The 12,295-nt window shown below is 59.5% G+C and carries 10 protein-coding genes; 8 read left to right on the top strand and 2 right to left on the bottom strand.

Features of this window, described 5'->3' with window-relative positions; genetic code table 11:
* Positions 1-83: 83 nt before the first annotated feature.
* Positions 84-1,121 carry an AraC family transcriptional regulator gene (locus tag HOLFODRAFT_RS0201545; protein ID WP_005037130.1) on the top strand — a complete coding sequence of 346 codons (1,038 nt, stop codon included), beginning with the start codon at positions 84-86 and terminating at the stop codon, positions 1,119-1,121.
* 18 nt (positions 1,122-1,139) lie between these two features.
* Here HOLFODRAFT_RS0201545 and HOLFODRAFT_RS0201540 read toward each other — a convergent pair whose 3' ends face one another.
* Complete coding sequence (locus HOLFODRAFT_RS0201540; RefSeq protein WP_211237920.1) at positions 1,140-1,931, bottom strand: alpha/beta hydrolase; 792 nt, start codon at positions 1,929-1,931, stop codon at positions 1,140-1,142.
* A 42-nt stretch (positions 1,932-1,973) separates the two neighbouring features.
* On the opposite strand from HOLFODRAFT_RS0201540, the gene HOLFODRAFT_RS24960 reads away from it, so the two are divergent.
* From HOLFODRAFT_RS24960 to HOLFODRAFT_RS0201510, 6 genes are all read left to right on the top strand, one after another.
* Complete coding sequence (locus HOLFODRAFT_RS24960) at positions 1,974-2,423, top strand: hypothetical protein (RefSeq protein ID WP_169732718.1); 450 nt, start codon at positions 1,974-1,976, stop codon at positions 2,421-2,423.
* A gap of 23 nt (positions 2,424-2,446) precedes the next feature.
* Complete coding sequence (locus HOLFODRAFT_RS0201530) at positions 2,447-3,226, top strand: TatD family hydrolase (protein WP_005037137.1); 780 nt, start codon at positions 2,447-2,449, stop codon at positions 3,224-3,226.
* 182 nt (positions 3,227-3,408) lie between these two features.
* Positions 3,409-6,339 (top strand): protein kinase domain-containing protein, encoded by a 2,931-nt coding sequence (locus HOLFODRAFT_RS22405; RefSeq protein WP_005037139.1) that lies wholly within the window; start codon positions 3,409-3,411, stop codon positions 6,337-6,339.
* Between the two features lie 859 nt (positions 6,340-7,198).
* Positions 7,199-8,452: an MFS transporter gene (locus tag HOLFODRAFT_RS0201520; protein WP_026938932.1), complete on the top strand. Its 1,254-nt coding sequence runs from the start codon at positions 7,199-7,201 to the stop codon at positions 8,450-8,452.
* Between the two features lie 37 nt (positions 8,453-8,489).
* The gene (locus tag HOLFODRAFT_RS0201515; RefSeq protein WP_005037143.1) at positions 8,490-9,710 is read left to right on the top strand and encodes a hypothetical protein; all 1,221 of its coding nucleotides are present in this window, start codon (positions 8,490-8,492) and stop codon (positions 9,708-9,710) included.
* A gap of 123 nt (positions 9,711-9,833) precedes the next feature.
* A complete protein-coding gene (locus HOLFODRAFT_RS0201510) occupies positions 9,834-10,454 on the top strand; it encodes a hypothetical protein (RefSeq protein WP_005037145.1) in 621 nt (206 codons plus the stop codon).
* 176 nt (positions 10,455-10,630) lie between these two features.
* Here the strand turns inward: HOLFODRAFT_RS0201510 and HOLFODRAFT_RS0201505 are convergent, their stop codons facing one another.
* Positions 10,631-10,888 (bottom strand): hypothetical protein, encoded by a 258-nt coding sequence (locus HOLFODRAFT_RS0201505; RefSeq protein WP_005037147.1) that lies wholly within the window; start codon positions 10,886-10,888, stop codon positions 10,631-10,633.
* A gap of 418 nt (positions 10,889-11,306) precedes the next feature.
* On the opposite strand from HOLFODRAFT_RS0201505, the gene HOLFODRAFT_RS0201500 reads away from it, so the two are divergent.
* Positions 11,307-12,206: a LysR family transcriptional regulator gene (locus HOLFODRAFT_RS0201500; RefSeq protein WP_005037149.1), complete on the top strand. Its 900-nt coding sequence runs from the start codon at positions 11,307-11,309 to the stop codon at positions 12,204-12,206.
* Positions 12,207-12,295: the final 89 nt, after the last annotated feature.

Genomic DNA, 12,295 nt, shown 5'->3' with positions numbered 1-12,295 from the left:
AAGCATGCTGAATCCACCGGAAATGGCCAAGCTGTCGCAGCGGGAACACAAAGTAGAATGGGACGAAGACGGAGAATCATCCCATGTCGCCCTCTTCCCTCCCCGCGATGCCCCGGTTCGACCAGGATCATCTGGGTGGGGTATTCGGGTCTGAACACCGCCTTGTGGACACCCGGGATGTGGAAGAGGCTCAGGCCCTCACGGGTTCAGTGTTGGGCCATCATCAGCTCCGCACCATAGGCCCGGCTCCTTCCCTGCATGTGACGCTGGATCGCATTTCCCTGGGGGAGATCTCCTTCAATCGCCTTCGCTGGCAGGCCCACATCACCCTGGATCCGGGCCGATTGCCGGGTTACTACCTGATCAGCCTCCCCACGGGAGGCAAAGCGCGGGTCTGCCAGGATGGCTTGGAGAACTACTCTGTCCGGGGCAGCTCTGGGATTGGCAATCCCTCGCAATCCTTCTTCCTGGAGGCCCATAAGGACTTTGATCAGCTGCTGATCACCATCTCCCGGAACTGCATTGAGCGCACCTGGACTGCGATGACAGGCAGGGCACCGAAGGAACCCATCATCTTCGAAGGGCCCATCCAGACAGGCAGTCCGGCCTGGTGGAGCTGCCTGGGCCTTCTGCAGCAAGGCGTCAGGGCTGCCCAGCTGCCTCCCGGAAGCCAGGCCCGGACTTTCGGCGAGCAATGTCTGGCCCAAGGAATGGCCACGGCCCTGCTCACCCTGCACCCCCATTGCCTGGCCTCCAGCCTCGTCAATGCCGACCCCAGATGGGCCCCTGGCTACCTTCACCGGGCTGAGGCCTTCCTGAAGGCGCACCTGCACGAGCCTCTCGAGATTGAGGATGTTTCACGCCATTGCGGCGTCTCCAAACGGACCTTGTTCGCCACCTTCAAAGAGCATCACGGCATGGGGCCGATGCGCTGGCTGAAGGAACGGCGATTGGAGGCGGCCCGGATGGCCCTATCAACACCAACGTCGAATCGGACCACCGTCTGTGGAGTGGCCATGGCCCATGGTTTTCTGAATCAGGGCGACTTTGCCAGGGCCTACCAGGACCGCTTCCAGGAACTGCCTTCCGAGACCCTGAGGTTGGCTCTGCGACCCCGGTAGAGTTCAGGCTGGGGAGGACTACTTGGCCACGGCGTTCTTCACATGGTCGGCCATTCGCCGGTAGGCCTTCTCCGCAATCTCCCGGGTACCGCTGATGAGGTTGAAGCAGTGGTCCACTCCGGGTACGTCGTAGTGGTCCACCAGCGCCCCGGCTTTTTCCAGCGATTTTGCGTACCGCACGCCTTCATCGTGGAGCCGGTCGTACTCGCAGGTGAGGACCACGGCGGGGGCGATGCCTTCAATGCCCTGGTCGTTGGTCCCCCAGGCAGGAGAAACCAGTCGTGTCGTGCGTTTTGCAGGATCTGGGATATAGCAGGCGTTGAACACTTCACTAAGGAAGGGCGTGATAAGGGCCTTTTTGTAATCCGTGTGCTTCAGCCCCGCATCGGTGACGCAGTCCAGGGGTGGGTAGACCAGTACCTGGAGCGCGATCCTGGGACCTCCCTGTTCAAGAATCAGGCGACACACACCAGCCGACAGGGAGCCTCCGGCACTTTGGCCCCCGATACACAATCTCTTGCCGTCCCACAGAGGGTTGTCGGCGGCCACCCAGACCGCCGCATCATGGGCCTGCTCCAAAGCAACCGGGAACCGATGCTTGGGCGCAACCGCATAATCGGCGTTGATCACCACCACGCCGGCATGGTGGGCCAGGAAGCGACACCATGCGTCATCCTGCTCCGGACCCGCCGCCACAAAGCCGCCACCGTGAAGATTCAAGTAGACCCCCGGTTTTCCTTCAGAGGACTCCGGCGGCAGATAGGCCTGGCAGGCGAGGGGGCCATGCCGGGTGGGAATGGTCAAAGGCATCCTTCGCCCGGGAATTTCCGGAAAAGACAGTTCGGGTCCTGGATGGGGAACGAGCACTTTCCCCAGGAGCTTGCCCAGCGTATCTGCCACGATTTGAATCGAAAAAATCCCCATAACAATCCCTTTTTGAATAAAAAATTAATCGATTCAAAACAACATCTAAACCAGTTTAAACAGGTGCACCAGGACGCGATCCGCTCCAGGAACCTCGATGACCACGCCATCATCGGTCTCCACCGCATACTGAGCATCGATCATCCCGCCACAAATCTGGATGACCCGAAGAAAAGCTCCACGCTGGAGGCCGATATCCTTCACGGCTTCAAGCAGGGGCGTGATCATGGCCAAATCTTGACCGATGGCGCTGCCCAGGAAAACCGCCCCAGCGCAGTCCCGTCGCCGGAGTGCAGAAAAGTGCATTTTCACCGTGAGGTCCGTCAGCAACGCTTCGATTTTCCCGTCCCTGGCCCTGCAATCCCCTTGGTTCGATAGCCGTCCGATGGTGCAATGCCTGCATGGAACTCTGGGATTCCCATTGCCACCTGCAGGATGAACGCTACGGCGCGGATGTCGGGGGCGTGATCCAGCGGGCACTGCAGGCTGGGGTCGCCCGGATGGTCTGCTGCGGCACCCGGGAGGAGGACTGGTCCAGGGTTCTGGAACTGGCAGAAGGCCACGACTGCATTGTCCCCATGCTGGGCCTCCACCCCTGGTTCGTGGGCGAAGCCCGGCCGGGATGGCTCGACCGGCTGGGCGAACTGACCCGGAAGCAGCCCTTGGGTATCGGCGAATGCGGCCTCGATTTCGCCATCGAAAACCCAGACAGGCCAAGGCAGGAACAGGCCTTTGCCGCCCAGGTGCGGCTGGCCCGGGATCTGGATCGCCCCCTCTCCATCCACTGCCGCCAGGCCTGGGAGAGCCTCCTTCAGATCTGCCGGGAGGAAGGGCTCCCCAGACGGGGTGCAGTGGTCCATGCCTTTTCCGGGTCCCCTGAAGTGGCCCGGCAGCTCCAGGACCTCGGGCTTTTCCTGGCATTCGGGTGCTCCCTGGCCAACCCCGCCAACAAGCGGACACCCAAGGCCCTCCTGGCGGTGCGGGAGGATCGACTCCTCCTCGAAACCGACTCCCCGGACATCCCGCCCCGGCACCTGCCGGACTGGCCCCCGGAGGGCCTCAACGAGCCCAGGTACCTGGCTCTGGTGCTGGAGACGGCGGCGAGGATCAAAGGCGTCGGCGTCCTCAAGCTCGCCGAGCAGACATCACAAGCTGCTGAACGCCTTTTTGTGAATGTTTGAATCATATAATTGCAGCAACAACTTTCCCCGATGCTACCATCTACATCACACATCTCACCGGAAAGCGATTGACCACCCCCTCTGCCACGCGATTGCTGCATCTGGCTGTCCAAAAAGGGCTTCTACCCCTGGAGGACCTCCATCGAGCCCAAGCGAAAGGTCCCTGTGACCAGGATTCGTCCATGCTCATCCGGACTCTCCTCGAAAAGGGAATCCTGACGGAATCGCAACTCTCCGACCTGAAAGCCGATCTACCACTCTCCGTTCTCGATAGTCCTCGCCCCCCCAAGCAGGCCCCTCCGCCCATGCCGGCGATCTATACCGCAACCCGACTCCGGACCTGGGGACACTACCGGAACCTGGAGTTCATCGGCGAAGGCGGCATGGGCCGCATCTTCAAGGCCTACGATCCAAGCCTCCAGCGGAACGTCGCCCTGAAGGTCCTGCGGGGAGATTCGCCGGAACTGCTGATCCGCTTCCTCCTGGAAGCCCAGCACCAGGCCGCCATCGACCACGCCAACATCTGCCGCGTGTATGAAGTGGGCGAATGCGAGGGGCACTCGTTCATCGCCATGCAGTTCATCGAGGGTTCCAACCTGGAGGACCTTTCCCCTGAACTTTCCGTCGTCCAGCGAGCGAAGCTCATGGCCACAGTCGCCGAGGCCATCCACGCTGCCCACCGCCTGGGTCTGATCCATCGCGATATCAAGCCTGCCAACATCCTGGTGGAAAAGGATGAGCAGGGTCAGCTGAAGCCCTACGTCCTGGACTTCGGCCTGGCCCGGGGATCCAGCCCCAGCGGTTTCTCCGTCAGCGGCCTGGTCCTGGGCACCACCCACTACATGGCCCCCGAACAGGCTCGGGGGGAAAACAGCCGCCTGAGCTGCCGGACCGATGTCTACGCTCTGGGCGCCACCCTCTACGACATGCTGGGCGGCCAAGCTCCCTTTGCGGATGTGGATGGGGCCGTGTGCATCCAGAAGACCTTGGAAGAGGAACCCCTCCGCCTCCGAAGCCTGTGCCCCGATCTACCGAAGGACCTGGAAACCATCGTCACGAAATGCATGGAGAAGGAGCCCTCGCGACGCTACGAATCCGCCCGGGAGTTGGCGGAGGACCTGAAGCGCTTCCTGGCGGGGGAACCCATCTTGGCCCGCCCCCAGACCTTGTCCTATCGCACCTTGCGTTTCGCAAGACGCAACAAGCCGATGATCGCCCTGGCCGCCACAGCCCTGGTGGCGATCACCCTTTCAGGCAGCGGCATCCTGTTCGCACGATTCAAGGCGGCACGCCAAGTGCGATGGGCCCAGCAGTACGGACAGGAGGCAGAGCGCCTGGAGGCCCTGGTGCGCTACATCTACCTCATGCCCGCCCACGATATCCGCGGCGAGCTCACCCTCGTCCAAGAGCGGGTGGAAGCCCAGCGCAAGCGGGCTCTCTCCCTGGAAGGGGACGTGCAAGCGGCTGCTCTCTACGCCCTGGGACGGGCCTACCTGACCAACCGGGACTTCGACTTGGCCAGAGCTTCCCTTGAGAAAGCCTGGAACCAGGGGCTGAGAACCCCCGATGTGGCTTATGCCCTGGGCAGGACCCTGGGCTTCATCTATCAGCGGGAACTGGAAGCGGCGTGGCACATGGCCGACCAGACCTCGGTGCGCCTCCGTGTCGCAGAGTTGGATCGTGTCCTCAAATCCCAAGTCATCCACTACCTCCGCGAAGGACGCGAAGCCGGCCTGGAGCCTCCCGCCTACATGGAGGCAGAGCTGGCCTATTTCGAGATGAGATACGATCACGCCCTGGAGATGGCAAAGCGGGCCCACAGAGAGTCCCCCTGGCTCTACGAAGCCCTGGCTCTGCAGGCCGAAATCCATCTCGTAAAGGCCAACACGCTCAACGACTCCCAGGCGTTCCTCAAAGAGCACAGCCAAGCCTCGAAATGCCTGGAGGAGTGCTTGCAGGTCGCACCCTGCGACCCCCATCTGCTGGAAATGATGTCCCGGCGATGGTGGCAGGAACTGGATTGGCGACGGGACCACGGCATGGATACCCAAGCCCCTTTCCAGGCCCAGTTGGCCGTTTGCGACCAGTGGCTCAGGATCATCCCGGGAGACCCTGCGGCACTGGCCCGGCAGGCCAGCGCCTACGTGGAAATCGCCAGACGGGGAGCCCAGAACGACGTGACCTTCCGGTACCGGATGGCCGAGAAGGGCGTCCAGTTGGCGGAGTCCATTCTTGCAAAGGATCCCGCCAGTCTCGACGCCATGTTAGTCAAGACATCAGGCACAACCATCATGGCCTTCTGCCAGCGGGAGCTGGATCAGGACCCAACAGCCTGTTTCGATCAAGCCCTGGACTGCGCAAGACGATACCTGGAGCGCAACCCCTGGCTTCCCGAGGTCCATTCCATCGTCGGGGCCGTGCTGGCCGGAAAGCTGGAATGGCAGCATCGCAGCGGCACCTACGACGACACCCTGTGGCGAGGCTACCTGCCACGTCTGGATGAGGCTGTCCGCCGCTATCCCCACCTTTCCTTCATGGTCACCCAGGTCGGGTGGTGCTGTTCCGCCATTGCCGACAGCCAGATGAGGCGAGGTCAGGATCCAGGTCCCATGCTCCAGAAGGCCCAGGCCCTCTTCGCCCAGTCCATCGCCCAGGACCCGACCTACTTCCAGGCCTATGAGAAAGAGGGGCTTTGCCGCCTCATTCGTGCCAGATGGCTGGCCAGCCGGGGCCAGGACCCTTTGCCGGAGATCCAGAAGGCACACCTGTCCTTCCAGTCCGTCCTCAAGGTGGCCCACAACGACATCAATACCCTGCTGGATCTCCTCATCGCCGACAACATGGCCGCCAAACAACGGATGCTCCAGAAGCAGCGACCCGATGAGGACCTGGCCCAGGCGGAGGCCGTCCTCGGCATCCTCCAGAGGGAGCAGAGGACCCGGACTGCCCGGCGCCTGCTCGCGGAAGCAGACCATTGCCGCCTCGCTGCCCAGGCTTCCCCCAGCAACACGCAACGCCTTAAGGCCGAAGGCCTGGTGAAGGAAGCGGTGAAGCGGGATCCCGGCAACCCCGACGCCCAACAGCTCCTCAGGCGCATCCGCGCGGATCGGTAGTCGGTATCACCCCTGCGAGGGGCGTGCACACAGCTGAACCGAGCCGGGTGGAACATTCCGGTCGAATGACTCATACGCCTAGCGCGGCAGGCCCCACATGAACCAAGAATCAGCAATTACCCCTGATTTGCCCCACAAATATGATCATTTCAATATTTTCCCAACATTGGCATGATTTATACCTATTTATTAAACATTGCAATCATATCACCAACATCAGATGCGCCACCGGATATTGGGGTTGAGCCCGTCAACACAAGGCACTTGTTCGACCATTAAGTGCACTGAATGATAGTATTTGATCAATCCGATTCCCTCAGGTTCGACACCTTGCCTGTTTTTCATGCCAACCAATGCTAGGAGCCATTCAGATCTTGCAGGTCTCGGCCCATGATTGTTGTTTGGTTTTTATAATTTATTCTTTAAACGCTTCATTCATCAATATATGAGCCCGGACAAGTCTCGATAGACGGCTTGAAAATAAATTTCAGGCGCCATCTCCAAACATGCCCACACGGCACTTGCCGATTTCAAAACAAATAATATCTATAATTATAGCAAGTGAATCTTCGTTGCATAAGCGAGCATTCAGACACTGTGACCTCGCCCACAAGCGCCCTGACAGCTTGAACGCTATGACAAGTGGATTATCATTAAGTCAGACCATTTCTGATTGATTCAAAAGATAATTAAAACATACCAGGATCACCCCACCACAAACCTCACGCAAAAGGACTTACAAAATGACCCCAAGAGGCCCTTGATTATTGGGCTAGTGAAGTATTGCCATTTTTTTAACATGCATTGAGGAGCCGGTTTGACTCACGGCACCCTGTCCTTTCTCTGTCTGGAGAAATACATGAAAAATAATTTCTTTAAATGGCTTGTCCTTTTGGCGGTTGGCCTCGTCGCAGGGGCTAACGGCGGCAATACCTTGGCCTTCGCTCCCATCCTCGGTGATGTCGCCCATGACCTCGGGATCGGCATTCCCCTGGCCCAGGGCAGTTTCCTGGGAATCTTCCTGTTCGTGGTGGCGATCTCGATCGTGGTCGGGGGCATCCTGGCGGATCGCCTCGGGGTCACCAAGACCATGATCATCGCCTCGCTGGCGGGCATCATCCCCAACCTTCTATTCCCGATCCTGGGCCATATCTTCGGGGCCGTTGTCGTCCTGCGGATTTTCCAGGGCTTCGGCGCCGGTTGCGTCTTCGCCCTGATCCCCCTGGTAGCCGCTCATTGGTTCGCACCTGAAGAGAAGGGCCGGGTCGTCGGGATGGGCATGACCATGCTCAACGCGGGCATGATGGTGGGCATCGTGGGCGCCCCCATGGTCTACCAGAAGGTGGGCAACTGGCGCTCCACCATGATGTGGATGGGCCTGGTGGAAATCCTCATCCTCCTCTTCGCTCTCTATATCTCAGCCAACTACAAGAAGAACGAGCCTGTTCACACCACTGCCGCCCATGGTCAAGAGGCCTCCGGCTGGCAGACCATGAAGAGCGCGTTGCACAACCCGACCACGTACATCGGGATCATCATGTGCATCTTCATTTCGTGGCTCCTCAACGCCCTCAATGACCTGACTCCCCAGTACTTTGCCCTGAATGCCCCCATTGGCGTCGGTTTCGGACGGATGAAGGCGGGTCAGCTCATGCTGGCGGTCCAGGTGGGCACCATCCTGGGTGGCCTCATCGGTGGCTTTGTCCTCGACAAGATCTTCAAGGGCAATCCCAAGCCGGTGCTGCTCCTGGGCTTCCTTGTCACAGCCGTCTCGGTCTACAGCATCCTCTTCCCCTCGGTCTACAACAGCTTCCTCCTGATCCCCATCCTGGGACTTGCCGGAGTGACGGTCGCCTTCCTGAACCCGGCCGCTGCGGTATTCGTGGCCCAGACCTACCCCGAGAAGATCGTAGGCAAAGTGGTGGGCATCTGGCTGGGCATCGGGGCCTTCGGGGGAGGCATGGGCATCATCTCCAGCGCCATCTGCCTGCACGCCACCGGAACCTACGTCCTGACCATTCGCCTCTTCGCCGCCGTGGCCATCCTCGGCCTGATCCTCTCCCAGGTCCTCAACCGCGACGTCAAGCTCAGCCTCACTGCCGAGCGCAACTAGTTCTGCCTTCCCAACCCTCCTTGAAAAGGATGTCCGCATGAAGAAGCATTTTCTGACCGCCCTCTCCCTGGGCCTGCTCGCCAGCGCAAGCCTCTCGGTCTTCGCCCAAAGCCCTTCCACCCCCGCCGATGTCGATTCCCGGCTGAAAGCCCTGGAAGACCAGTCCGGCCGCCTCCACTACTTCGGCCTGCTCCATGTTTCCGACCAGATGTGGAACAGCACGGGCTCATTCAAGGGCACGGATACGTTCTTCGGCGATTCCGGCCACGTACCTGAAGTGGGATTGGATCTCTTCCTGACCTACAAGGTGAATGAGAACTGGAAGGTCGTCCTGGAGGAAGAGGCTGTCCGGAGCTTCAGGAGTGGCGGCTACGGCACCAGCCCCAAGGATGAGGGCACCGCTGCCGGCAACCAGATGCTGGACCAGATGTATGCCCAGGGCACCTACGGTCCGGTCACCCTCACCGCTGGCAAGTGGGATTACGTCCCCTGCTACGGCGCCGTGCTGAACATGGCCGACCGCGCCATGAGTGGTGTCCAGGTGGCCGTCGGGAAGGAATACTACGCAAAGCTTTCCTACGGCTACCTTCGCCAGAACTGGACCGGCGCCCCCCTGAACCCCAACCTGGTTTCCCTGGGCTCCTGGAGCACAGAAGGCGTGGTTGCGGGCCAGGCTGCCACCATCACCTTCAACGGGGGTGATAACCACTACACCGCCCTGGAAGCGGGTGCTGCCCTTCTCCCCAAACTGAACGTCAAGGCGGCCTACCACCGCATCTCCACGCCGGGCGGAGTCTCACCCACCATCACCCTGGCTGACAACACGGTCATCCACACTGGCCCCACGGACAGCACCAGCTTCAACCTCTGGGAGGTCGGGGCCGACACCACCGTCATTCCTGGGGTGCGTCTCTGGGCCACCTACGAGCAGTCCAATGCGGACACCCAGAACAAGATGTACATGGGCGGTTTCGATATCGGCCATCCCGACTTCAAGCACGCCGGTGCCTGGCACCTGTCCATGCGATACGTCAAAGAGGAGGCCAATTCCTCCGTCGGCCCCTGCAATGACTGGTGGATCACCGGCATCAACATGGCCAATCGCACCTTCAATGGCATCGAAGGCCCCCAGCTCTTCGCGTCCTATACCCTCCAGAAGAACGTCAACTTCATGGTGTGGGCAGGTTCCAGCAAAGCCACCAACGGCGCCGATGGCCACCAGAAGACCGCGAAGCTCTGCATGAACTTCTTCTTCTAGCATCAGAGCGATTGGGTGGTGGGTGGGTGGGACCCTCACCACTGGAATCGGTCAAGCACAGATCAAACAAGCTGAGAACCCATATGGCGACGATCAGCAAAAAAACCAAAAAGGAGAAATGAAATGGAAGCCAACATCACCCAGGATGCCATGGGCACCCACATCGACTGGAAGCACGAGGGCATCACCCCCCACATGATCGACTGGTTCTGGTCCAACATGGAGAAGAGCTTCCTCCTGTGGCACCCCGCCCAGCACGAACCCCTGGTGTGGGCCGTTCCCGTCCGGCACGGCAATCCCATCGGATCGGTCCACATCGCCCCCCAGACCTGGAACGACGGTACCCGCCAGAACCTCTACATCCGCTTCGAGAAGCTTGAGGATGTCCCCGCCGAGGTCCGCGACTACATCTGCTACGAGCACGTCGTCATCGTGGCCGGATTGGGACTGGGCGAAGAGGCCCTGGCCGCCGGGAACCCCATGGGCTACCGCATCCACCAGTGGGAGAAGACCGACTACGGCGTGGTCGGCAAGTCCTCCGCCATCGGCACCCGCAAGAAGGAGACTCCCGAGGAGGGCATGGTCTGGTCCGCCCACTGCATTGAGGAGATCGGCAACTGGGGCAACTTCCTGGCCCCCATCCACCAACTCTTCAAGGTCGTGACCAACACCCAGTACAACCCCTTCGCCGACCTATCCGTTGAAGGCAAGGGCCGCAACGCGAATTACAAGTTCATCCAGTAGTCTCTGACCCACCTTGATCGTCCGGGGCGCTCCACCAGAGCGCCCCAACGGCTTGGCCATTTGGTAAACGCGGTTTCCCTGGAGGGCCATGGCCTTGGGAAGGGGCGAACGGCACAGGGATGGAACTCGGCCGGTGTTCTGCGGGCGGGACCTCCACGGTCCGCATATGCCGCGGCTCATCCTTGGGTGAAAGCCCACTGATGATTCAGCACTAATTTAATCATATCAAGTCTTACATCAGGATAGTAGATGCCGTTCGATTCGACGGAAACAACCAGTCCCTTTTCACTGGCGACCGGATCCAGACCGCGGGCGGGACAGAGGTCAAGCTGTATGGCTTGTTCAATTCCCCGGGATTTCATTTCCCGGCAGAGTGCTTCAAATACCGCCAGGGCACCCTCGGCCAAGTAGCCTGTGCCGCCATACACAACCATGGTGGTCTCCTTCGCATTGAGAAAAGAGAAACAGAGCGAGCAGCTATCGTGGGTGGCCCAACCCAGCTGGGTGCAACGCGGGGAATTCCTGATCAGCCATGACATTTCCTTGCCGCTTCACCGGGGAAAGTGGTGCAAACTGTTCGGCGGATAGATGTCGCGACACCCAGCCTGACGCCCCCTATTCAAAGCTTGTCCATTTAGATTTATTGAATATAAAAATATGTTCAGAAATCCATAGCAGAAAGCTTGGACATTCACACATTCGAAACCCAACGAGGTGACGTCATTGGCATAGAATTACATGATAATGAAGATTGTTTGACCGGAGAAGCGGCTTAAAGCTGAAATGTTTCGGGGTGATCATTAAGCTTTTTTTGATAATTTTTATTCATAAAAACACCCCCACGGAGGCCTTTTGGATACCCAGCACTTGCGCTGTTTTATGGCTGTCGTGGAATACATGAATTTCACCAAGGCAGCCAGGCAGCTCTGCTTGACTCCATCGGCCATCAGCTACCAGATCGCCTCCCTGGAGCGTGAGCTGGGGGTAAAGCTCTTGGAGAGGGTCCCGAACGCTGTTCGCTTTACACCTGCGGGCCAGTTCTTCTACAACGGCTTAAAGGGTTTCATGGCCTCGTATGAGAACTTGGTGACGGGTGCTCAGCGCAGGGCATCCGGCGCAACCGGGAATCTGGCCATTGGTTTTTTGGGCGGGGTGGAGAAACGATTTCTTCCCATCATTGTCGAACATTTTCGTTCCCTTTTCCCCTCGGTCTCCCTCCAAATCAACCGCTTTGACATGATCCCCCTGGCGTATGCCCTGGAAAAGAGAGAGGTGGACATCGCCTTTACCCTGGCCTCCGGACTTCCCGAGAATACGAATCTTCAGACCAAGCTCCTTCTCAGAGAGCGAGTGGTTGTTGTGATGCAGCCAAGTAATCCATTGGCCCAAAGGGAGAGTCTGGTCCTGGAAGACCTCAAGGATGTTCCTTGCGTCGATCTCGTCCGGCCCGTAGGGGTTCCGGTCCACGACCCGTTTGTGGAAAATTGTGCTAAGCGGGGCTTCAAACCCAGGATTGTCGAACGGTTCTCGGACATGGAGTCCATGTTCTTGGCCGTGGCGTCTGGAATCGGCATTACCGTCTTTCCCAAATATCGCGCCGAGCCCTTGGTCAGCCCCCAACTCACATATGTGCCGCTCCAGGGAGAAGGCAGCACCGCAGACTGCGTCGTGGCATGGGATCCCCGCACATCCAATCCTGTGGTCCACGAGTTCTTGAAGGAATTGGATACCCATACGTGGGGAAGCGCATAGGTAGAGGCTGCGGGCAACCGGGAAGCCAGGTTCAGTAGCCCCCGATCACCGCGGTCAAACCGTCCGCAAAGAGGGAGGAACGGCTAATC

This window comes from Holophaga foetida DSM 6591, assembly GCF_000242615.2.
In the GTDB taxonomy this organism is placed as follows: domain Bacteria; phylum Acidobacteriota; class Holophagae; order Holophagales; family Holophagaceae; genus Holophaga; species Holophaga foetida.
This window is presented reverse-complemented; position numbering and strand designations above follow the sequence as displayed.